21 protein-coding genes and 1 pseudogene are annotated in these 21009 nt (G+C 65.2%); 14 read left to right on the top strand and 8 right to left on the bottom strand.

The genetic code is table 11. The features are described 5' to 3' along the window. The 7 genes from Q8T13_06255 to Q8T13_06225 all read left to right on the top strand — a co-directional run. On the top strand, nucleotides 1-217 hold a 217-nt coding region (locus Q8T13_06255; protein ID MDP3717353.1), incomplete at its 5' end, for a hypothetical protein. A gap of 108 nt (nucleotides 218-325) precedes the next feature. Next, on the top strand, nucleotides 326-901 hold the full coding sequence (locus Q8T13_06250; GenBank protein MDP3717352.1) for a LemA family protein: 576 nt from the start codon (nucleotides 326-328) through the stop codon (nucleotides 899-901). A 107-nt stretch (nucleotides 902-1008) separates the two neighbouring features. Next, nucleotides 1009-1527, top strand: coding sequence for an RNA polymerase sigma factor (locus Q8T13_06245; protein MDP3717351.1), 519 nt, complete (start codon nucleotides 1009-1011; stop codon nucleotides 1525-1527). 74 nt (nucleotides 1528-1601) lie between these two features. Next, entirely contained in the window at nucleotides 1602-2198 is a 597-nt protein-coding gene (locus Q8T13_06240) for a hypothetical protein (GenBank protein ID MDP3717350.1), read from the top strand. A gap of 3 nt (nucleotides 2199-2201) precedes the next feature. Next, nucleotides 2202-3482, top strand: coding sequence for a DUF4097 family beta strand repeat-containing protein (locus Q8T13_06235; GenBank protein MDP3717349.1), 1281 nt, complete (start codon nucleotides 2202-2204; stop codon nucleotides 3480-3482). 19 nt (nucleotides 3483-3501) lie between these two features. Further along, entirely contained in the window at nucleotides 3502-4005 is a 504-nt protein-coding gene (locus tag Q8T13_06230) for a DinB family protein (protein MDP3717348.1), read from the top strand. 122 nt (nucleotides 4006-4127) lie between these two features. Then, complete coding sequence (locus Q8T13_06225; GenBank protein MDP3717347.1) at nucleotides 4128-5414, top strand: aminotransferase class V-fold PLP-dependent enzyme; 1287 nt, start codon at nucleotides 4128-4130, stop codon at nucleotides 5412-5414. A 70-nt stretch (nucleotides 5415-5484) separates the two neighbouring features. Here Q8T13_06225 and Q8T13_06220 read toward each other — a convergent pair whose 3' ends face one another. The 4 genes and pseudogenes from Q8T13_06220 to Q8T13_06205 form a co-directional block, all read right to left on the bottom strand. After that, nucleotides 5485-7074, bottom strand: a complete 1590-nt coding sequence (locus tag Q8T13_06220) for an amidohydrolase (protein MDP3717346.1) — start codon at nucleotides 7072-7074, stop codon at nucleotides 5485-5487. 98 nt (nucleotides 7075-7172) lie between these two features. Next, nucleotides 7173-8768, bottom strand: coding sequence for an amidohydrolase (locus Q8T13_06215; GenBank protein MDP3717345.1), 1596 nt, complete (start codon nucleotides 8766-8768; stop codon nucleotides 7173-7175). A gap of 160 nt (nucleotides 8769-8928) precedes the next feature. Further along, complete coding sequence (locus Q8T13_06210) at nucleotides 8929-11052, bottom strand: prolyl oligopeptidase family serine peptidase (protein ID MDP3717344.1); 2124 nt, start codon at nucleotides 11050-11052, stop codon at nucleotides 8929-8931. A 131-nt stretch (nucleotides 11053-11183) separates the two neighbouring features. Next, nucleotides 11184-11381: pseudogene (locus Q8T13_06205) on the bottom strand (DUF1016 domain-containing protein). Nucleotides 11382-11462: 81 nt separating this feature from the next. Here Q8T13_06205 and Q8T13_06200 point away from each other — a divergent pair. The 3 genes from Q8T13_06200 to Q8T13_06190 are packed head-to-tail and all read left to right on the top strand — an operon-like array spanning nucleotide 11463 to nucleotide 13381. Then, a complete protein-coding gene (locus tag Q8T13_06200) occupies nucleotides 11463-12536 on the top strand; it encodes an alpha/beta fold hydrolase (GenBank protein MDP3717343.1) in 1074 nt (357 codons plus the stop codon). Beyond that, entirely contained in the window at nucleotides 12533-12901 is a 369-nt protein-coding gene (locus Q8T13_06195) for a hypothetical protein (protein MDP3717342.1), read from the top strand. The genes Q8T13_06200 and Q8T13_06195 overlap by 4 nt, the downstream gene beginning before the upstream one ends. Nucleotides 12902-12946: 45 nt before the next feature. After that, nucleotides 12947-13381 carry a hypothetical protein gene (locus Q8T13_06190; protein ID MDP3717341.1) on the top strand — a complete coding sequence of 145 codons (435 nt, stop codon included), beginning with the start codon at nucleotides 12947-12949 and terminating at the stop codon, nucleotides 13379-13381. On the opposite strand, the gene Q8T13_06185 is transcribed toward Q8T13_06190, so the two are convergent. From Q8T13_06185 to Q8T13_06175, 3 genes are all read right to left on the bottom strand, one after another. Beyond that, nucleotides 13365-14933: an amidase gene (locus Q8T13_06185; protein MDP3717340.1), complete on the bottom strand. Its 1569-nt coding sequence runs from the start codon at nucleotides 14931-14933 to the stop codon at nucleotides 13365-13367. The genes Q8T13_06190 and Q8T13_06185 overlap by 17 nt on opposite strands. Nucleotides 14934-14992: 59 nt before the next feature. After that, a complete protein-coding gene (locus Q8T13_06180) occupies nucleotides 14993-15703 on the bottom strand; it encodes a DUF72 domain-containing protein (GenBank protein ID MDP3717339.1) in 711 nt (236 codons plus the stop codon). A gap of 146 nt (nucleotides 15704-15849) precedes the next feature. Next, nucleotides 15850-17130: a hydroxyacid-oxoacid transhydrogenase gene (locus tag Q8T13_06175; GenBank protein MDP3717338.1), complete on the bottom strand. Its 1281-nt coding sequence runs from the start codon at nucleotides 17128-17130 to the stop codon at nucleotides 15850-15852. A 32-nt stretch (nucleotides 17131-17162) separates the two neighbouring features. Here Q8T13_06175 and Q8T13_06170 point away from each other — a divergent pair, with 32 nt between their 5' ends. Continuing rightward, complete coding sequence (locus Q8T13_06170) at nucleotides 17163-18023, top strand: SCO family protein (protein MDP3717337.1); 861 nt, start codon at nucleotides 17163-17165, stop codon at nucleotides 18021-18023. Then, entirely contained in the window at nucleotides 17995-18693 is a 699-nt protein-coding gene (locus Q8T13_06165; GenBank protein MDP3717336.1) for a hypothetical protein, read from the top strand. Before Q8T13_06170 ends, Q8T13_06165 begins: the two co-directional genes overlap by 29 nt. Here Q8T13_06165 and Q8T13_06160 read toward each other — a convergent pair. Beyond that, entirely contained in the window at nucleotides 18690-18992 is a 303-nt protein-coding gene (locus Q8T13_06160; protein ID MDP3717335.1) for a hypothetical protein, read from the bottom strand. The genes Q8T13_06165 and Q8T13_06160 overlap by 4 nt on opposite strands. Nucleotides 18993-19065: 73 nt before the next feature. Between Q8T13_06160 and Q8T13_06155 the strand changes: the two genes are divergently transcribed. Next, nucleotides 19066-19809, top strand: coding sequence for an endonuclease/exonuclease/phosphatase family protein (locus Q8T13_06155; GenBank protein ID MDP3717334.1), 744 nt, complete (start codon nucleotides 19066-19068; stop codon nucleotides 19807-19809). A gap of 186 nt (nucleotides 19810-19995) precedes the next feature. Continuing rightward, entirely contained in the window at nucleotides 19996-20865 is an 870-nt protein-coding gene (locus tag Q8T13_06150; protein ID MDP3717333.1) for an SPFH domain-containing protein, read from the top strand. Nucleotides 20866-21009: the final 144 nt, after the last annotated feature.

The following is a 21009-nucleotide window of genomic DNA, read 5'->3' as shown; positions in this document are numbered from 1 at the left end:
CATCATCTTCCTCAACATGATGGGAGGTGGCGGCGGGCGGCGCGGCATCCGCCGAGGCAACCGTTGGGTCAGCGGCGTCGGCCCCTTCGGCGGCGGCTTTGGCGGCGGTGGCAGCTGGGGCGGCGGCGGTGGATTTGGCGGCGGTTTCGGTGGCGGGTTTGGCGGCGGGTTCGGCGGCGGCCGCTCGGGCGGCGGGGGCGGCGGCGCCGGCTGGTAGTCCTCACAGGAGATCAAGAGATCGGGAGTTCAAGGTTTAGCTCCTTAACTCCTCATCTCCTGTTTTCTCTTGGTCTGCTGTTTCGCGTGATCTGATAGAAAGGTAGCTATGAAGAGTCTGAAGCGAATGCTCGTGGTGGTGGCCCTTGTCGGTGCGGGGGTGGCGACGTCGGGCTGTTCCTACAACCGGTTCGTCAGCCAGGAAGAGGCCATCAAGACGCAGTGGGCGCAGGTCGAGAACCAGCTCCAGCGCCGCAACGACCTGATTCCCAACCTGGTGGAAACGACGAAGGGCTTCGCCCAGCAGGAGAAGGACGTCTTCCAGGCGATTGCCGACTCGCGGGCCAAGCTGGCCGGCGCGACCACCCCCGACCAGAAGATGGCGGCGGCCAACGAGCAAGGCTCGGCGCTGGCCCGATTGCTGGTGGTCGTGGAGAACTACCCGATACTCAAGTCCGACGCCACCTTCGCCCGGCTGATGGACGAGCTGGCAGGCACCGAGAATCGAATCGCCGTGGAGCGCATGCGCTACAACGAGGCGATCCAGGCCTACAACACGGCCCGCCGGCAGTTCCCGGCCAACATCACGGCCGGAATTTTCGGGTTCAAGGACGACTACAAGCTGTTTGAAGCGCCCCCGGAGGCGAAAGTCGCGCCGAAGGTCGAGTTTACGAAGCCCCAGTAAAAAGACGCCGGGTTCAATTTTCGGCCGATTTCCGTGCTCGAAAATTGAACCCGGCGTCCTCGCCCCTTCCAACCCTTCACTCTCCCCTATCATCCAAGCTAGTGCCGGTGGACGACGTAGTCCTTGCGACCCAAGGGGATGCGGCGGCTTTCGAGCGGGTATACCGGGCCCATCTGCCGCGCATTTTCAACCTGGCGCGGCGCATGGCCGGACCCGACGCAGCCGACGAGCTGACGCAGGACGTGTTTGTCCGCGCGTGGCAGAAGCTCGCCCTGTTTCGCGGCGAGTCGAGTTTCGGGACCTGGCTGCACCGCCTGGCGGTGAACGTGATCATCGAGCGGTTCCGCACGCTCGGCACCGCCCGCGAGCGGTTTCTCGCCGACAGCGAGGCCGTGCTCGAGATTTCGCCCGCGGTGCGGACGAAACACCTGGACCTGAGCATGGACCTGCAGGCGGCGATCGAGCAGTTACCGCACGGCGCCCGGACGGTGTTCGTGCTGCACGACGTCGAGGGCTACAAGCACGAGGAGATTGGCGACATTCTCGGTGTGTCGTCGGGAACCTCGAAGTCGCAACTGCATCGCGCCCGGCAAACGTTGCGGGTGCTGTTGCGCAAGGAAGCGTAGGAACGGTCCGGCTAAAGCCGGACGCCACATGGGCGCAGATGTAGCATCCGGCTTTAGCCGGATAGACAAGAATTATGAACGAACCACGACAGTTCGGAGAACACGACCACGAACCGCTCGGCGCCGACGACATCCTGTCGCAGGCCATCGGCCAGTGGCGCGACGAGGCGCCGGCGCAGGACCTGTGGCCGGGCGTGTCGGCGCGGCTGGCCACCGCGGCACCGCGGCGAACGCAGCTGTCGTTCACGTTGCCGCAACTGGCGCTGGCCGCGTCGCTGCTGATGGCCGTTGCCTCGGGTCTGACGTGGCTGGCGGCCAACCGGCCCGTGACGCCGGCCGATGCGCAGCCGACCGTGATCGCCGAGAGCGAAGTTACCGGCGAAGTCGAAGGCGGCATCGTCAACGCCAACTTCGCCGACGCCCAGTTCGACGCGGCGGTCTTTGACCTCGAGCAGATTCTCCGCGACGAACGCGACCGCCTCGATCCGCGGACGGTGCTCGTGATCGAACGCAACCTGAAGACGATCGACCTGGCAATCCAGGAAGCGCGGATGGCGCTCGACGACGACCCCGCAAACGCCTACCTCAATTCTCATTTGGCCGACGCCCGGCGGCGAAAGCTCGACCTGCTGCGTCATGCCACGACCCTTGCGTCCGTTGGAGGAAACTGACCGATGAAGCGATTCTTCTTTCGTGGCGACAAACCGTTCGGTTTGTCGATCCTCGCCGCCGCCCTCATGCTCTCGAGCGCGGCGCCGTCGCTTGCCCAGCCGCTCGAAGCGGCCGGCGACACCCAGCAGCCGATCCAGGCCCGCCCCGGCGGGCCGGACAGTTCGCCCAAGTCTGACCAGACCGTGGATGCCGTCAAGGGCACGCGCCTGGTGCTCAGCAACAACGCCGGCGAAGTGGTCGTGCGGACGTGGGACCAGGACAAGGTCCGCATCCAGGCCACGCACGGCCAGCGCGACACCATCACCGCCGAAACCACCGACCTGACCCTGCGCGTCCGCGCGCGCTCAACGCGCGGGCCGTCGGGACTCGTCGATTACCAGATCACGGTACCGAAGTGGATGCCGGTCAACCTGTCGGGCACCTATCTCGACGCGACCATTGACGGCACCACCGCGGAGGTGACGGTCGAAACCGTGCACGGCAACGCCCGCATCACCGGCGGCACCGGCTCGGTCACCGTCCGCTCGGTTGAAGGGATCATCACCATCGACAAGGCCAGCGGCCGCGTGCAGGCCACCACGGTCAACGAAGGCATTCGCGTCACCAATGTCACCGGCGAAATCACCGCCGAAACCACCAACGGCGACATCGTCATCGACAATGCGCAGACCTCGAACCTCGAGGCCTCGACGGTGAACGGCGACGTGACGTTCAACGGCACGATCCGCGACAACGGCGTGTATCGCCTGACGACGCACGGCGGCGACATTCGGGTGGGCCTCGGCGGTGCCACCAACGCGACCGTCTTCGTGCGCACGTTCCAGGGCGACTTCTCGGCCGACTTCCCCATTCAGCTGCCCGAAGGCCAGACGCCGCGCAGCGGCAGCAAGCGGTTCAACTTCACGCTCGGCAACGGCAGCGCGCGCATCGAGACGCAGTCGTTCAACGGCGACATCGTGCTGGCGCGCAAGACCATCGTCAGCAAGAGCGACGAACGCCAGCGCCGCCGCATGGGCTGGCCGGCGCCACCCGCGCCACCGGCGCTCCCGGGGGTGCCCAGTCCCACCCCGGCACCCAAGCCGCCCAAGCCGCCCGGCTGGGACGGCGTCGAGTGGGACACGCTCTTCGAGTACGATTTCGACTTCTCGGAATGGGAAGCGAAGTGGGAAGACTTCGGCAAGACGTTCGAAAAAGAATTCTCGGAGTCGTTCAGCAAGGACTTCGAGAAGGGGTTCGCCAAGCAGTTCGAGAAGAAGTTCGAGAAGGCCAAGCCGAGGCAGTAGCGCACGCTAGAATGTCGGGATGCCGCTGATCGATGTGCTGCTTCCCGAGTTCGACCGCGAGATGGGCCAGACCCGCAAGGTGCTGGACCGCGTGCCCGACCAGTTCGACTGGCGGCCGCACCCGACCAGCATGACGCTTGGCCGCTTGGCCGAGCACCTCACCGAAATGCCGCTGTGGGCCACCACGACGATGGCCCTAAGCGAGCTCGACATGACGACGCCGCGGCCGGCCGACTATAAGTCGCCGGCCACGCGCGCGGAAGTCCTGGCGATGTTCGACGCCCATCTCAAGACCGCCCGCGCCAACCTGGTCAACAAAACCGACGGCGAGTTCGACGCGCCCTGGAAGCTGAAGGCCGGCGGCCAGGAAGTGTTCACCATGCCAAAGGCGTCGGTGCTGCGCGCGTTCGTGCTCAACCACATGGTCCACCATCGCGGGCAGATGACGGTCTACCTGCGGATGCTGGGCGTCAAGATCCCCTCCCTCTACGGGCCATCCGGCGACGAACGGCCACCGATGTAGGGCAGCCACAGATGAGCCACAGATTAAACCCAGATTGGGAAATAGCCTTTTCTTGATCTGTGCCTAATCGGTGTCGAATCTGTGGCTGTATTTCCGTGGCCCGAGGGTGTAATCTGCGGCGCATGACCGCATCAGTGACCCGTCGCGACTTCGCCCGCTTGTTTGCTATCGGTGGCTCGGCTGCCCTGTTCGCCGATCCGGCCTGGGCGAAAGCGGCCCCGCAAGCCGCGGCCTTCAATCCCGCCACCGCGGGTACCGGCGAAGCTTTCTGGAAGTCGGTCCGCGGCCAGTTCGTGATGCCACCCGACCTCGGGGTGCTGAACGCCGCCAACCTGTGCCCTGCCTCGCGGCCGGTGCTCGAAGCGCTCAAGCGTGAAAGCGACAGCGTCGATCGCGATCCCTCGGCACAGAACCGCGCGCGGCTGAATGGTGAGAAGGAGAACCTTCGCAAGGCCCTGGCGACGTTCCTCCGGGCGACGCCGGAAGAGATCGTGATCACCCGCAACACCAGTGAATCCAACAACATGATCTCGAGCGGCCTCGACTTGAAGGCCGGCGACGAGGTCATCATCTTTGCCGACAACCACCCGAGCAACCTGAACGCGTGGACGGAGAAGGCGAAGCGGTTCGGCTTCACGGTGATCACCATTCCGCAGGTGAATCCCCATCCCGGCATGGAGCACTACCTCGCCGCCTACACCAAGGCGATCACGCCACGAACGAAGATCCTGACCTTCACGCATCTGTCGAGCTCGGTGGGCGACCTCTTCCCCGCCAAGGAACTCTGCGCGCTGGCCCGCGAGCGCGGCATCCTGTCGCTGGTGGACGGCGCGCAGTCGTTCGGGCTGCTCGACGTGAACCTGGCCGACATCTCGCCCGACTTCTACACGGGCAGCGCCCACAAGTGGCCCTGCGGCGCCCGCGAATGCGGCGTGTTATACATCAACGCCCGCGCCCACCAGCAGATCTGGCCGTCGATCTACAGCGCCTACTCCGGCGCCGTCGGCATCTCGCGCACGTTCGAGGGATTCGGCCAGCGCGATGAAGCGACGATGATCGCGTTTCGCGAGGCGCTGGAGTTCCAGACCAAGGTCGGCCGCGCCGCCATCGAACAACGATCGCGGGCACTGGCGAACCAGCTGATCGCCGGGCTGTCGAAGCTGCCGGAGGTCAAGGTGTGGACCTCACCCAATCCCGCGCTGAACGCGGCGGTGGTGTCGTTCCAGGCGGGTTCGCTGAACTCGGCGCGGCTGGGACAGGCGTTGTATGAGCAGGACAAGATCGGCACCGCCGGGCGCGGCAGCGGCGATCGGGGCGGCCTGCGTGCCTCACCGCATTTCTACAACAGCCCCGAAGAAATCGATCGGCTCGTCGGGGCCGTGGCGAAGTATTTGAAGACCGGCGTCTAAGAGCAACAGGAGATCAAGACCAGGAGCCTTTTAATCAAAGACTCCTGATCTCCTACTCTCCTGTTCGTTTCTACTGGCGGAGCGTCGGGTACTTAATCCCCAACTGATCCAGGTAGGTCGGGAACTTCGTCGGGTCGTAGTAGAACGGGCGCATCTTCTCGCGGTACTGGTCGAGAATCGCCTTGTTCAGGTGCGTCGGCGGCGGGGTGTCCTTCTCGATGAAGGGCACGTACTTGTGGTCCTTCGTCTGCACCGTATTGAAGTACTCCCACGCCTGCTTGACCAGTTCCGGCTTCGTCAGCAAATCCAGGATCGTCATGGCCTGCGCCTTGGCGCCGGCCACCACGCCCTTGTGCGCAATCGGCGTGGCGCTCGCGATGCCGCTCGACCAGTTGTGGCCGGGCAGGCCGGGGATGTTCGACGGGTAGCTCAGGGTCACCGTCGGCATGTTCCAGGATATGTCGCCGATGTCGTCCGAGCCGCCGCCGGTGTTGCGCTCGAGCGGCGTGGGGCCGCCCATCTCGCCCAGCTTCACGGCCAGCCCGGGCTGCTCGGCGTTGCCCAGTTCCTTCTGCAGCCCCTTCGCCAGCGCCTGGTCGGCATCGCTCCACGTCGGCAGGCCGACTGCCTGAATGTTCGCGTACATCGTTTCGGCGACCACCTTGTTGAAGTGGCGCGGATAGGCAGTGCCAAGAATGCGCGAGGTCCACTTGGTGTTGGTCATCAGCGCCGCACCGTCGGCCATGTTGTTGCCGATGTCCCACAGCGCCTTGATGTTTGGCTGGTCGATCTCGCGGAAGTAGAACCAGATGCTGGCGTTGCGCGGCACCACGTTCGGCTGGTCGCCGCCGTTGGTGATCACCTGGTGCGAACGGTGCGACAGCCGCAGGTGCTCGCGGCGGTAGTTCCAGCCCACGCTCATCAGCTCGACGGCATCGAGCGCCGAGCGGCCACGCCACGGCGCGCCGGCGCTGTGCGCCGTCTCACCCTCGAAGGTGTACTCGACCGAGACCAGGCCGGTGCCGCCCTGCTGGCCCCAGCCGACGCCCAGGTTGCCGCCGACGTGCGTGAACAGGTTGACGTCCACGTCCTTAAACAGGCCGTCGCGCACGAACCAGGCCTTCGACGCGACCAGTTCTTCGGCGACGCCGGGCCAGAGGACCAGCGTGCCGGGCAGCTTGTCGCGTTCCATGATGCGCTTCACCGCGATCGCCGCGATGATGTTGAGCGGCATGCCGGTGTTGTGGCCCTCGCCGTGCCCGGGCGCGCCGTCGACGATCGGATCGTAGTACGCGACGCCCGGCTTCTGCGACGACTGCGGGATGCCGTCGATGTCGGAGCCGAGCGCAATCACCGGCTTGCCCGAACCCCAGCGCGCGACCCAGGCCGTGGGAATGCCCGACACGCCGCGCTCAACCGTGAAGCCGAACTTCTCGAGCTGCGCGGTCAGGTACTTCGAGGTCTCGACCTCCTGGAAGCCCAGCTCGCCGAAGCTGAACACCGAGTCGACCATCTCCTGCGCCAGCTTGGCCATTTCGTCGACGCCCTTGACGGCGTCGGCCTTCTGGGCGGCGAGCCTCGCCTCCCCCTGCTGAGCGTACGCATTACTGCCAAGCGACGCGACGAGCGCCACGACTGCGATGAAACGAACGGACTTCATTCGAACTCCTCCGGTAAAACACGAACAGGAGTTCAGGAGATCCAGGAGCCCTTCAATCAAGACTCCCAGTTCTCCTGACCTCCTGATCTCCTGTTGATCTACTGCTGGCGAACGGTCGGGTACTTGATACCAAGCTGATCGAGGTAGGTCGGGAACTTGGTCGGGTCGTAGTAGTACGGCTTCATCTGCTCCCGGTACTTGTCGAGAATCGCCTTGTTCAGGTGAATGGCGGGCTTGGTGTCGGCCTTGATGAACGGGATGTACTTCACGTCCTTGGTCTGGACATTGTTGAAGTAGTCCCACGCGCCCTTCACCAGTTCGGGCCGCGTCAGCAGGTCGAGCACGGTCATGGCCTGCGCCTTGGCGCCGGCCACCACGCCCTTGTGCGCGATCGGCGTGGCGCTGGCAATGGCACTGGACCAGTTATGCCCCGGCAGGCCGGGAATATTCGACGGGAACCGCAGCGTCACCGTCGGGTAGTTCCACGACACGTCGCCAATGTCGTCGGAGCCGCCGCCGGTGTTGACCCGGTCCGGGTTCGGCACACCGAGCTCTTCGAGCTTCGTCGCCAGGCCGGGCTGCTCGGCGTTGCCAAGTTCCTTCTGCAGCGCCTTGGCCAGTGTCTGGTCGGCGTCGCTCCAGGTCGGCAGGCCCACCGTCTTCATGTTCTCGTACATCGTCTCGGCGACGACCTTGTTCATGTGCTGTGGATACGCGGCGCCGAGAATGCGCGAGCTCCACTTGGTGTTGGTCATGAGCGCCGCGCCTTCAGCCATCTTGTCGCCAATCTCCCACAGCGCCTGGATATTGGGCTGGTCGATCTCGCGGAAATAGAACCAGATGCTGGCGTTGCGCGGCACCACGTTGGGCTGGTCGCCGCCGTTGGTGATCACCTGGTGGGACCGGTGCGACAGCCGCAGGTGCTCGCGACGGTAATTCCAGCCGACGCTCATCAACTCGACGGCGTCGAGCGCCGAGCGGCCGCGCCACGGCGCGCCGGCGCTATGCGCGGTTTCGCCCTCGAACGTGTATTCGACCGACACCATCCCGGTGCCGCCACCCGGTCCCCACGACACCCCGAGGTTGTTGCCGACGTGCGTGAACAAGACGACGTCCACGTCCTTGAAGATGCCGTCGCGGACGTACCAGGCTTTGGTGGCGAGCTGTTCCTCGGCCACCCCGGGCCACAGCATGATCGTGCCGGGCAGCTTGTCGCGCTCCATGATCCGCTTCACCGCGATCGCCGCGATGATGTTGAGCGGCATCCCCGTGTTGTGCCCCTCGCCATGGCCCGGCGCACCCGCCAGGATCGGATCGGGATAGGCCACGCCCGGCTTCTGCGAGGCCTGCGGGATGCCGTCGATGTCGGAGCCCAGGGCAATCACCGGCTTGCCCGATCCCCACTTCGCGACCCACGCGGTCGGAATGCCCGCGACGCCGCGCTCCACGGTGAAGCCGTACTTCTCGAGCTGTCCGGTCAGGTACTTCGACGTCTCATACTCCTGGAACCCGAGCTCGCCAAAGCTGAACACCGAATCGACCATCTCCTGCGCGAGCTTGGCCATCTCGTCCACGCCCTTGGCCGCTTCCGCCTTGTACGCCGGCAACTTCGACGGTTGCGCGAAAGCCGTTGACGTCCCAATCGGCAGCGCCACCAGCGCCGCCACTACGAACAAGTGTTTCAGTGATCTCATTTCGAATCCTCTTCGCGAGCCTGCCGGGAGCGGGATGCTTGTCGGGAGGGCACTTCCTGTCGGGAGGGTACTGCTCGTCGGGATTGAATGACAAGCATTTCCTCCCGACATCGAGCACGATCCCGTCAAGGAGCGCCCTCCCGTCAAGGAGTGCCCCCCGTCAGAACCTCGGGGTAACACCGAGGTTGTACATCAGGAACGCGTAGATGTCAGCGGTCGCCTCGATCTGCTTGGTCACGTTGCTGGCGCCGTGACCCGACTTGGTGTCGATGCGGATCAGCGCCGGCCGGTCGGGACTGGCGTGCTTCTGCAGCGTCGCCGCGTACTTGAACGAGTGCGCCGGCACCACGCGGTCGTCATGATCGGCAGTAGTGATGAGCGTCGCCGGATACTTGCCGCCGGGCTTGATGTTGTGCAGCGGCGAGTAAGCGTGGAGCGCCTTGAACTCCTCGGCGTTGTCGCTCGAGCCGTAGTCCGCAATCCAGTTCCAGCCAATCGTGAACTTGTGGAAGCGCAGCATGTCCATGACGCCGACCTGTGGAATGGCGGCACGGAACAGCTCGGGGCGCTGGTTGATGACGGCGCCCACCAGCAGGCCGCCGTTCGAGCCGCCCTGCGCCGCCAGCCTGGCCGGCGAGGTGTATTTGTTGGCGATCAGCCACTCGGCCGCGGCGATGAAGTCGTCGAACACGTTCTGCTTCTTCAGCTTGGTGCCCGCGTCATGCCAGGCTTCGCCGTATTCGCTGCCGCCGCGCATGTTGACGCTGGCGTAGACAAAGCCCTGCTCGAGCAGCGCAATGCGCAGCGAGTTGAACCCGGGCGTGGTGGCGATGTTGAAGCCGCCGTAGCCGTACATCAGCGTCGGGTTGTGGCCGTCGAGCGCCAGGCCCTTCTTGTAGACCAGGAACATGGGCACCTTCGCGCCGTCCTTGCTCGTGACAAACACCTGCTTGGTCTCGTACTGGTTCACGTCCAGCCCGGGGATCTCAGGCGCGCGGAACAGCGAGCTCTTCCGCGCCGCCACGTCGTAGCGGAAGATCGAGGTCGGGTAGGTGAACGAGGTGTAGGTGTAGAACAGCGAGGTGTCGTCCATGTTACCGGCAAAGCCGCTGGCGCTGCCGAGGCCGGGGAGTTCGATCTCGTTCTCGAGCGCACCCTCGAGATTGTGGACGTACGCCTTCGAGGCGACGTCCCTCATGTAGGTGGCAATCACCTTGCCGGCCGCCACCCGCACCGTGTCGATGGTGTCGGCCTTGGGTTCGATGATCGACTTCCAGTTGGCCGGCGCCGGGTTGGCCGGATCGATGCGGACCACTCGGCTGTTGGGCGCGTTGTTGTCGGTGAACACGATCAGCTCGCCACGCACGCTCTCGAGCACGTTGTAGCTGTCGTCGCCAATCTCGGGGACGAGCGGCATGAACGTCGAGCCGGGCTTGGAGAGGTCTTGCACGAACACCGCGTTCCCCTTCTTGCCGGTGCCGCGATCCGAGATGTCGAGCACGGCGAACCGTTCATCCTCCGTCGTCTGGAGCGTGTGGAAACGCTGCGGGTTCTTCGGGTCGCTGAACACCAGTTCGTCGGCCGATTGCGGCGTGCCGATGCGGTGGTAATAGACCTGGTGATTCTCGTTGATCGACGACAGTTCCTTGCCCTTTTCAGGCTGCGGATAGCGGCTGTAGTAGAACCCGTTGCCGCGCCACGCCATGCTCGAGACCTTGACCCACTCCACTTTATCCTCCAGCACTCTCCGAGTGCTGAGGTCCATCACGTTGTATTCCTGCCAGTCAGAGCCGCTGCGCGATACGCCGTAGACGGCGAGTTTGGCGTCCTTGGACGGCGAGAAGCCGGTCAGCCGCACGGTCCCGTCGGCCGACCACGTGTTGGGATCGATCAGCACCTCGGGCGTCCCGGTAAGGCCCTTCTGGATGTAGAGGACGCTCTGGTTCTGCAGGCCGTCGTTCTTCGAGAAGAAGTAGTAGTCGCCCTTGCGCGAGGGCGAGCCGAACTTGGCGTAGTCGAACAGGGACTTCAGCCGCGTGGTCAGCTCGGCGCGATACGGGATCTTGTCGAGGTACGCGAACGTGACCTTGTTCTGCGCCTCGACCCACGCCGCGGTCTCGGCCGAGGTGTCGTCTTCGAGCCACCGATAGGGGTCGGGCACCTTCGTGCCGTGGTAGGTGTCGACGTGATCCACGGTGCGCGTGACGGGATACTGGAACCCTTGCGCCGCGACCGCGCCCGACAGGACCAGCACGGCCAGGCCAACCTTTGAGGTCGTCTTCATGGCCGCAGATTTTATCCTGACGGCCACGGATTGAATACAGCCACCGAACAAATACAGCCACCGATTAGGCGCCGATTACACAGATTTCGACTGCTCGGGTGGAGGCAACCCTTTAGGGTTGCCTGGGTGCCTCACTTGCTCTCTTCTTCGCGCGCCCATTCGATAAGCTTGGCCTTCAGCAACTCTTTCGAGGGCAGGTAGAGCTGGTATTCCCTGGCGTGGATGTTGGCGTCCTTGGGCAGGGTGAGCTTTACGACGGCATCTTTCTTGTCCTTGCACAGCAGCAGGCCGATGGTGGCGTTCTCGTCGGGCAGCTTCACGTGACGATCGTTAGGCGGCAATTATCCTTCGATTTTCTTTGGCAAGAGTCTGAAAGCCCCGGTCCGTGGGAACATGACTCACAGTCGCCCATGCCCAGATCCGCCCCCAGCACCCCTGGCACCCCCGACACCCTTGGCACCTCTGGCACCTCTGGCACCTCTGGCACCTTAGGCACCGTAGGCACCCTAAGCCCCTACTCCCCCCTTCCCCGCTGGGCCGGCGGGCACAAGATGACGCTCTATGCCTGGGCCCGCAAGCGCGCCTTTCGGTCCCTGGCCGCCACCGAGCCCAGGTATTTCGACGTCGCGCCTGACGCGCGCGTCCTGGCCCACTGCAACTGGCAGCCGGACCGCGCCGCCGCGCCAACGTTGTTGATGCTGCACGGGCTCGAAGGCTCCAGCCTCGCCCACTACATGTGCGGCATGGCCGACAAGGCCCTCGCCGCCGGCTTCAACGTCATCCGCCTCAACCAGCGCAATTGCGGCGGCACCGAGCACCTGTCGCGGGGGCTGTATCACTCCGGGCTGACGGCCGACCCGCTGTTCGTGCTGCGGGAGCTGCGCGAGCGCGATGGCCTGTCGCGGTTCGCTGTCGCCGGGTATTCGTTGGGCGGCAATATCACCATGAAGCTGGCCGGCGAACTGGGCGGCAGCGAGTTTCCAGAGGTCAAGGCATTTGCCGCCGTGTCGCCGGTGATCGAGCTCGAAGACTGCATGCGCTCGATCGAGCGGCGCGAGAACCGCATCTACGAGTGGAACTTCTGCCGCAACCTCCAGGCGCGGATGCGGCGGAAGGAACGCACCTTTCCCGGGCAGTTCAACCTCGACGGGTTATGGAAGGTGTGGTCGATCCGGACGTTCGACGATCGCTACACCGCGCCGCACCACGGCTACCAAGGCGCCTCGGACTACTACCACCGCGCCAGCGCCATGCGCGTGATCGACCGGGTGGCCCGGCCGGCGCTGATTTTGAGCGCGGCCGATGACCCGTTCGTGCCGCCGGGCATCTTCGAGGCCCCGCCCGTGCGGAACAATCCACATATCACCACCGTCGTTACCTCTCATGGTGGCCACTGCGCCTTTGTCGAGCCCAATTCCGCAAACGGCTATGATGGCTACTTCGCTGAACGAACCGTCGTTGACTTCCTGAGGACCCAACTATGAAGACTCTTCGTGTCGCCTTCGTCGCCGCCGCCCTCGTGCTGTTCGCCTCGGCCGCGCATGCCCAGCAGCCCGCGCTCGGCACCTGGGATCTCACCACCATCTCCCCAGAGGGCGAGTTCAAGTCGGTGATGGAAGTCCGGGAAGAAGCCGGTAAGTTGGTTGCCGTCGGCAAGAGCCCTCAAGGCGAGCGCAAGTACGACAGCGTGGCCCTCGAGGGTACTGACATCACGATGGTGATCACCGTTGACTACAACGGCATGCCCCTGGTGATTACTTACACGGGCAAGATTGACGGAACGAAGATCGAAGGCCAGACCGACTACGGCGGCATGGCCACGGGCACATTCACGGCCGTCAGGAAGTAGCGCCCGGCCTACACCCGTCATGGGTGCGAGCCGATATCCTCATGCATGAGGGGACCCGTGCCCGACGAGGCGCCGGACGATGCCGGCGTGGGCGAATTGGTGCAGTCGCGTGAAGCGCGGCTCGCGGACGACGTCGACCTGGACCTGACCGGAGAGGATAGCTCACTCGACTGGCAGCCGGAACTCGACTCGGCGCTCGAAGCCATCGACTCGGTGCTGCCGGTCAAGCGCCGGCGGGCCACCGATCCTCCGGGGATGTCCTTTCCGCGCCCCGAAGTAAGCGTGCTCACCTTCACGCCCGAGGTGCTCGACGCCCTGGCCACGCGCGTAGCCGAGAAAATCAGGGCCTCGCAAGCGCCGCCCAAGCCGCCGGAGCCTGAAGAACCGGCGCTGGCGCCTGGCAAAGTGCTCACGATCCGCTTCCGCTGGCCGCTCTTCTCGTTCGGTTCGCGACGCCGCCGGTCTAGGGCGCGAGCGTAGGCCGGAACTCGGGCGCCTTGCGCGCCTTCATCACCTGTTCCAGCGCGTAGCCAAACCCAATCAACTCGCCTTCACTGTAGGCCGCGCCCATGAAGGCCATGCCGAGCGGCAGGCCGTGGCTGTCGCCAATCGGCACGGTCAGGCTCGGCGTGCCCGCCACCGCCGCCATGCCGTACCCGGCGCCAATGAAGTGATCGCCGAGCACATGGTCGGTCGGCCACGCCGGCGACATGGTCGGCGCAAGCACCGCATCCAGCTTCTCTTTCGCCAGCACCGCCAGCAAGCCGTCACGGCCCGCCAGCCGCCGCGCGTCGGCCCGCGCCTTGAGGTAGGCAGGCTCGGTCAGCGGCCCCTTGGCCTGCGCCTGCTCGAAGATCTCCTGCCCGAAGAACGGCATTGCCTTCGCGGCGTTGGCCTTGTTCCAGGTAATCAACGCTTCGAGCGAGCCGTGCGGTGAGCCGCTCTTCTTCAAGTACTCGTTGAGGCCGTCCTTGAACTCGTACAACAGAACGCTGAACTCGGCGTCGCTCCAGTCGTTGTAGGTCGGCACCTTGATGTCGATCACCTCGGCCCCGGCCGCCCTCAAGGCCTCGATGGCCCTGGTCATGGCCGCGTCGACGTCGGGATGAAAGGCCATGGTCTGCCGCAGCACACCAAAGCGCTTGCCCTTGACGGCGTCGGCTTTCAGGAACGTCGTGTAGTCGGCGGCAATCCTGCCCTCGGCCGCAGGTCCCGCCGGGTCGGCGGCATCAACCGCCGCCATGCCGTTTAGCAGCAGCGCGACATCCGCCACCGTGCGGGCCATGGGGCCCGCCGTGTCTTGCGAGATGGAGATGGGGATGATGCCGTTGCGGCTGACCAGGCCCACCGTCGGCTTGAGACCAGCCAACCCGGCCACCGACGCCGGGCAGAGGATGCTGCCGTCGGTCTCGGTGCCGACACCAATCGCGGCGAGGCTGGCGGCGATGGCCGAGCCCGTGCCCGAACTCGACCCGCACGGATTGCGGTCGAGCACGTACGGGTTCCTGGTCTGCCCGCCGCGCGAACTCCACCCCGACGTTGACCGCGTGGAGCGGAAGTTGGCCCACTCGCTCAGGTTGGTCTTGCCGAGAATCACCGCGCCGGCGGCGCGCAAACGGGCCGCCACAAACGCATCGGCGGCCGGGCGGTTGTCGGCCAACGCCAGGGAGCCGGCCGAATTCACCATGCCCGCCACATCGATGTTGTCCTTGAGCAGCACCGGGATGCCGTGCAACGGGCCGCGCAGCTTCCCGGCCTTGCGCTCGCCGTCAAGCGTGGCCGCGTCGGCCACGGCCTGCGGGTTGGTCTCGATCACGGCGCCCAACGTCGGGCCCGCATCATCAACCTTCGCAATGCGGTCGAGGTACGCCTCGGTCAACGCCACCGAGGTCAGCTCGCCCGCCGCCATTCTCGCCAGCGCGTCGGTCGCGCTCAGCTCGACGACATCCAGGGCGGGTGGGGCAGGTTGGGCGGGTTGGGCCGGCGCACACGCATTCAGCACTACCGCACCGACGATAAACAGTCGCTTCATCATTTGGGCATCCAAAACGAATTGACAGAAGCTCAGGAGATAAAGAGTCTCTTTATCTCTTAGCCTCCTGTTAATAATCCGAGCATCTGCTGTCCGAACGCCGCCCCTTTGCCCTCGTCCTCGTGCTTGAAATACACGAAGACGTCGGAACAGGTGGCATCCAGTCGTTTGGCGGTTTCGGCCCAGCGCGCGACCTCGGCATCGCCGTAGCCCTCGTCCCGCAGCCGCAAGTACGCATAGTCCGCCGTGGCAATCGACGGCGTGTGGCGCGCCTCGCTGTCGGCAATACAGAGCGCGATGTTGCGCGCCGTCAGTGCCGCATACACCTCGTCATCCAGCCATGACTCGTTCCGAAACTCGAATGCCGCGGTCGTCTTTGGCGGCAGCAGCGAGAGGAACTCGTTCAGCAAGACGATGTCCTTCTTGAGATTAGGCGGCAATTGGAACAGCAGCGCGGCCAGCTGCGGCCCCAGCTCGCCGGCGACCGTGACGAACGTCCGCAGCGAGTCGGCCACCTCGGCCGCGCGCAGCCGCCTGTCGTGTGTGATCCGCTTCGGCGCCTTCAGTGTGAACCGGAACTCGGACGGCACCTGCGCCACCCACCCCGCAACGATCTTCGAGGTGGGCATGCGATAGAAGGTGTAGTTGATCTCGACCGTGCGGAACTTGCTGGCATAGTACGGCAGCATCTTCGACGCTGAGAGATCGGCGGGATAGAAACTGCCCTTCCACTCCGGATAGTTGTAGCCGCTCGTCCCGACCAGAATCATTTATCCACCGTGGCAACTTGGCACCCGACAGGGCCTCTCACAAATGCCTCACTGAAGCGCAGAATCACCGAAGCCCTCTTTTGGCCAAACGAGGTTCCGTGTTTCCGTGCTTCTGTGTGATGCATGAGGAAGACAGTCTAGGCACCCTACCACGCCACCATCGCGGCCTCGAACAGCCGCGCCAATTCGTCGGGACCGGCCGCGCGCGGCGACAGTTTCGTGACCCGGTGCTGCGGCAGCGTGCCTTCAACCAGCGCGGGGATGTCAGACGACGAGTAGCCGAGGGCGGCCAGGCCGTTCGGGGTCTTCAATCGCTGCATGAACCAGGTGATGCGATCGGCCAGCACGCGCCCAGCGTCCTCTCCTTTCACGCCCGCGACGTCCACGCCGAGCGCCGCGGCCGCCTGCAAATGCCGCTCGGGCGTGGCGGGCGCCGTGTAGCGGAACACCGCCGGCGCGTTCAGGATCACCGAGATGCCGTGCGGCACCAGTGGATGGTCCGCGGCGTAGCCCGGTGCGCGGTAGCCTTTCACGCCGCCCGACACCGGGTACGACATGCCGTGCGGCAGGTGCACGCCCGCATTGCCGAAGCCCACGCCGGCATAGGACGCGGCCAGCAGCATGTTGGCGCGCGCCTCATCGTCTGAGGGGTCGTCCACCGCGCGCACGATGTACTGCGCGACCATGCGGAGCGCCTGCAGCGACCACACGTCGCTGATTGGGTTCGAGCCCTGGTACGCCGGCCGCAGGGCCGGCCGTTCGGGCAGCGGACGGCCGGTGAACGGCAGCGCCGTGAACGACTCGATCGCGTGACTCAGGATGTCGAGGCCGCTCGACGCCGCGACCTCGGGTGGCATCGTCCGGGTGTTGTCGGGATCCAGGTAGCCCAGCGTGGGCTTGAGGCGACGGCTGGCAATTCCGGTCTTCGCGTGCATCCGGCTCAAGTCGAAAATGCTGACGCCGGTCGTCTCGCTCCCCGTCCCCGCCGTCGTCGGAATAGCCATCAGCGGCTTCAGTGGACCTGGGACCGGCAGGCCCTTGCCGATCGGCGGATTGACGTAGTCGAGAAAGTCCGCGGGTGGGTACACGGTGTAGAGATTCACGGCCTTGGCGGTATCGATCACCGAACCGCCGCCGACGGCGACGATCGCCTCGAAGGGGTGCTGGAGGGCGAAGCTGATGGCATGGTGGAACGACTCGTCGCTGGGCTCGATGCGGACCTGGTCGTAGACGGCACAGGCGACGCCAGCCGCGTCGAGCGATTCGAGCACCGTCTGCACCGGCGCCAGGCGGCGCACGGTCGGATCGGTGATCACGAGGGCGCGCTTGATGCCCAACTCCGCCAGGTCCGGGCCCACTTCGCGCGTGACGCCGGCGCCAAAGCGCACGGCGGACGCCGCCATCTCGAAAGCAAAGTCGTTCGCCATAAGGGAAACCCGCGCAGACTATCATGGTCGGGATGATTCGTTTTGCGTCCCTGATCTTCACCGGCCTGCTGGTCGGCGCCAGCTGCAGCCGTGGGCCCGAAGTCCGCACCTACCCGCTCACCGGCCAGGTGCTGGCCGTCAGGCCCGAGACCAACGAGATCCTCGTGAAGCACGAAGACATCGTGGGCTTCATGCCGGCCATGACCATGCCGTACCAGGTGAAGGACCCCGCGCTGCTGGAGGGCCGCGCGCCGGGTGACCTGATCACGGCGACCCTTCATGTGGCGCCCGACCTCGCGTGGTTGTCGGCGATTGTGAAGACCGGATCGGCGCCGATTCCCGAAGGCTCGGCCACGAAGATTCCGGCGGCGGCCGGCGTGCAACTGTTGAAGCCGGGCGACGTGGTGCCCGAGACGCCCCTGACCGATCAGGAAGGACGGCCGCTGGCGCTGTCGGAATTGCGCGAGGCCGCGTTGGTGATGACCTTCATCTACACCCGCTGCCCGCTGCCGCAGTTTTGTCCGCTGATGGATCGCCGGTTCGCCGAAATCCAGTCGCTGGTCGCGGCCGAGCCGGCCCTGCGCGGCCGGGTGCGGCTGCTGTCGATCAGTTTCGATCCGGCCCACGACACGCCGGCGGCATTGCGCGCCCATGCCGCCAAGGTCTCCGCCGACCCGTCGGTGTGGCGCTTTGCCACGGCCGGCGAGGAGGTGGTCGATCGACTGGCCGCCACCTTCGGCGTCAACGTGATGCGCGAACCGGACGGCACCATCACCCACAACCTGCGAACGGCGGTGGTCGATCCACAGGGCCGCGTCGTGTCGATCCACGACAGCAACGCGTGGACCGCCGCCTCGATTGTCGATGAGCTCAAGACGGTTCTCGCCCGCTGACCGTGCGTTCTCGCGCACGGACCGTGCGTTCTCGCGCACGGAGCGTGCGCTCGTCGCGCGGCTCAACACCCCGGCCAAGGTGCAGCGGTGGCTGAACGCGCTGCCCTACAACACCGAGCAGGGCGGCGAGACCCAGCACAGCTTCCGGCCGGTCGCGCGGCTGCGCAGCGCTCACTGCATGGAAGCAGCCTTGTTCGCGGCGGTGGTGCTCGAGCAGCATGGCTATCCCCCGCTTGTGATGAGCCTGGAATCCCAGGACTGGCTCGACCACGTCATCTTCATCTATCAGCATCACGGCCGCTGGGGCTCGGTCGCGCGGTCGCGCGACCCGGGGCTGCACGGCCGCAAGCCGGTGTTCCGGTCGCCACGGGCGCTCGCGCGCAGTTATATGGATGCCTACGTGGACTACACCGGGCGCGTGAGGGGGTTTGGGGTCGCGAACCTGGCCGAGGCCATGGGGAACTACGATTGGCGGTTCACCGAGAAGAGCGTGTGGAAGGTGGAGCAGATGCTGATCGACCTGCCGCACCAGAAGCTGAAGAGCTCGACGCGCCGCTATCGGCAACTGCTGAAGAAGTACCGCGCGTACCGCAAGGCCAACAACGATCGGAAGCCCACCTACTATCGCGGGCGCGAGAAGTGGGAACCGCTGCCGGTCGAATATCGCTAATCGAGATCAAACCCGCGCAGCGGCTTCGAGGCCGGCGCCTTCTTGGCTTCCTTGAGCGCTTCTTCGAACCGCTTCGACAGCGCATCGCCCTTGTTCTTCTCCGCCTCGAACGACTGGGCGAACAGGGCATCGCGCCTGGCGGCCTGCTCGGCCAGGATGCGGTGGGCGTGGTCCAACTCGGGGCGATCGGGATTGGCCGGCGCCTCGTGGCTCACAATACGGCCCAGGTTCAGGTCGACGGTCAGCACCGCCCCGCAGCACGGGCACGGCAGTTCGCGTTCGCTCTCCAGCTTGGCCATGGGTATAGCTTACAGGGATCAGGGATCAGGGATCAGGGATCAGGGATCAGGGATCAAGATACGATGGAGCCTGATGCCAGCCGACGAGCCCAAGCGCACGCGCACGGTGCGCGTCGCCACCTACAACATCCATCGCGGACGCGGGCTCGACGGCCGCACCCGGCTCGAGCGCATTGCCGGCGTGCTGGCGGCCATTGATGCCGACATCGTGGCGTTGCAGGAAGTGGTCGGCGCCAGCCCGCTCAAGGCCGGCCAGGCGGCGGAACTGGGCGCAGCCCTCGGCATGGGTTGGGTGATGGCCCCCACGCGCCACCTGCGGACGGCCTTGTTTGGCAACGTCGTGCTGACCCGGTTCCCCGTGCGGCACCACGTGCAGTACGACCTCACGTGGAAGACCTGCGAGCATCGCGGCGTGCAGCGCGTGGATGTGGGCCTCGAAGACGACACACTGCACTTCTACAATGTCCACCTGGGCACATCGCTCCTGGAGCGCCGCCACCAGGCGGCGCGGCTGGCCACGCTCGTTCACGACCGCCGCGTGATGGGCCCGAAGATCGTGCTGGGCGACTTCAACGAGTGGGCCCGGCACCTGGGCGCCACCGACCTGCTCGCCGAGCGGCTGCAGAGTATCGACCTCAGCAAGCACCTGAGCCGGCGCCGGACCTATCCCGGCTTCTTCCCCATCCTGCACCTCGACCACATTTACTACGAGGGCAAGGTCGAGGTCCTGAAGGTCACGCTGCCGCGCGACCGCCTGGCGCTGATGGCGTCGGACCACTTGCCGCTCGTGGCCGACCTGAAGATCGGCTTCGATTAGCGAGGGCAAGAGTTTAAACAGGAGGTAAAGAGGTCAAGAGGCATTTCTTTGAATGGCTCCTGATCTCTTGATCTCCTGTGAGATCCCGGGCACTTGACAGCTGATATCTCAGTGATATCAAATTGGCATCGCCGCCCTCCGACGCTCGCTTCGCGAGCTATGGCGGGGCAGGGAGGACCAAAGTCCATGATCCGCGAACGCGCCTACAACGGTTTGCCCGGTTTACCCGTGCTCCTCACCCTCATCCTGGTCGATGCCGCGCTGCTCTGGATGCTCATCATGAACATCCGGGAGGATTCGGTACCCGAGATCGTGACCGCCGCCATCGGCATGGCCCTGGCCACGTTCTTCATGGCCGGCCTGTTCATGGTCAACCCGAACGAAGCCAAGGTGCTGCAGTTGTTTGGCGCCTACAAGGGCACGGCCAAGGAACAGGGCCTGCGCTGGGCCAACCCCTTCCTGGCCAAGAAGAAGGTCTCGCTGCGCATCCGCAATTTCGAGGGCTCGCGCCTCAAGGTGAACGACATCGACGGCAACCCGATCGAAATCGCCGCCGTGGTGGTGTGGAAGGTGTTCGAGACCGCCGAGGCGGTGTTCGAGGTGGACGACTACGAGCACTACGTGAAGGTGCAGAGCGAGGCGGCGCTGCGCAACCTGGCGACCAGCTATGCCTACGACGCGCATGACGACACGCATGTGTCGCTGCGCGGCCACACCAGCGCGGTAGCGGATCACTTGAAGCGCGAGATTGGCGATCGCCTCGTGAAGGCCGGTGTCGAAGTGATTGAGGCGCGCATCAGCCACCTGGCCTACGCGCCGGAGATTGCCGCGGCCATGCTGCAACGCCAGCAGGCCGGCGCGATCATCGCCGCCCGCCAGAAAATCGTCGAAGGCGCGGTCGGCATGGTCGAGATGGCGCTCGACATGCTGTCGCAGAAGTCGATCATCACGCTGGACGAGGACCGCAAGGCGGCCATGGTCAGCAACCTGCTGGTGGTGCTCTGCGGCGACCGCAACACCCAGCCGGTGATTAACACGGGCACCATCTATCAGTAGGTCCCGTGGCCGAGCGAAAGCCGTTTCTCCTTCGTGTCGACCCTGCCCTGCTGGAGGCGCTTCAGCGCTGGGCGAACGACGATCTACGCAGCCTGAACGGGCAGATCGAGTTCGTGCTGCGTAAGGCCGTCCAGCAGGCAGGCC

The sequence above is a fragment of the Acidobacteriota bacterium genome, from assembly GCA_030697165.1.
Classification (GTDB): Bacteria; Acidobacteriota; Vicinamibacteria; order Vicinamibacterales; family UBA2999; genus 12-FULL-67-14b.
The sequence above is the reverse complement of the archived record's forward strand: the minus strand, read 5'-3'. Positions and strand labels throughout refer to the sequence as shown.

What these genes read in the sequence shown, in the direction of transcription:
- Q8T13_06170 (MDP3717337.1), top strand. Translation starts at nt 17,163, where the DNA reads ATGATTCGTTTTGCGTCCCTGATCTTCACCGGCCTGCTGGTCGGCGCC.
- Q8T13_06230 (MDP3717348.1), top strand. Translation starts at nt 3,502, where the DNA reads ATGCCGCTGATCGATGTGCTGCTTCCCGAGTTCGACCGCGAGATGGGC.
- Q8T13_06155 (MDP3717334.1), top strand. Translation starts at nt 19,066, where the DNA reads ATGCCAGCCGACGAGCCCAAGCGCACGCGCACGGTGCGCGTCGCCACC.
- Q8T13_06215 (MDP3717345.1), bottom strand. Translation starts at nt 8,768, where the DNA reads ATGAGATCACTGAAACACTTGTTCGTAGTGGCGGCGCTGGTGGCGCTG.
- Q8T13_06250 (MDP3717352.1), top strand. Translation starts at nt 326, where the DNA reads ATGAAGAGTCTGAAGCGAATGCTCGTGGTGGTGGCCCTTGTCGGTGCG.
- Q8T13_06200 (MDP3717343.1), top strand. Translation starts at nt 11,463, where the DNA reads ATGCCCAGATCCGCCCCCAGCACCCCTGGCACCCCCGACACCCTTGGC.
- Q8T13_06160 (MDP3717335.1), bottom strand. Translation starts at nt 18,992, where the DNA reads ATGGCCAAGCTGGAGAGCGAACGCGAACTGCCGTGCCCGTGCTGCGGG.
- Q8T13_06190 (MDP3717341.1), top strand. Translation starts at nt 12,947, where the DNA reads ATGAGGGGACCCGTGCCCGACGAGGCGCCGGACGATGCCGGCGTGGGC.
- Q8T13_06175 (MDP3717338.1), bottom strand. Translation starts at nt 17,130, where the DNA reads ATGGCGAACGACTTTGCTTTCGAGATGGCGGCGTCCGCCGTGCGCTTT.
- Q8T13_06165 (MDP3717336.1), top strand. Translation starts at nt 17,995, where the DNA reads ATGAGCTCAAGACGGTTCTCGCCCGCTGACCGTGCGTTCTCGCGCACG.
- Q8T13_06225 (MDP3717347.1), top strand. Translation starts at nt 4,128, where the DNA reads ATGACCGCATCAGTGACCCGTCGCGACTTCGCCCGCTTGTTTGCTATC.
- Q8T13_06240 (MDP3717350.1), top strand. Translation starts at nt 1,602, where the DNA reads ATGAACGAACCACGACAGTTCGGAGAACACGACCACGAACCGCTCGGC.
- Q8T13_06210 (MDP3717344.1), bottom strand. Translation starts at nt 11,052, where the DNA reads ATGAAGACGACCTCAAAGGTTGGCCTGGCCGTGCTGGTCCTGTCGGGC.
- Q8T13_06220 (MDP3717346.1), bottom strand. Translation starts at nt 7,074, where the DNA reads ATGAAGTCCGTTCGTTTCATCGCAGTCGTGGCGCTCGTCGCGTCGCTT.
- Q8T13_06235 (MDP3717349.1), top strand. Translation starts at nt 2,202, where the DNA reads ATGAAGCGATTCTTCTTTCGTGGCGACAAACCGTTCGGTTTGTCGATC.
- Q8T13_06150 (MDP3717333.1), top strand. Translation starts at nt 19,996, where the DNA reads ATGATCCGCGAACGCGCCTACAACGGTTTGCCCGGTTTACCCGTGCTC.
- Q8T13_06185 (MDP3717340.1), bottom strand. Translation starts at nt 14,933, where the DNA reads ATGAAGCGACTGTTTATCGTCGGTGCGGTAGTGCTGAATGCGTGTGCG.
- Q8T13_06195 (MDP3717342.1), top strand. Translation starts at nt 12,533, where the DNA reads ATGAAGACTCTTCGTGTCGCCTTCGTCGCCGCCGCCCTCGTGCTGTTC.
- Q8T13_06180 (MDP3717339.1), bottom strand. Translation starts at nt 15,703, where the DNA reads ATGATTCTGGTCGGGACGAGCGGCTACAACTATCCGGAGTGGAAGGGC.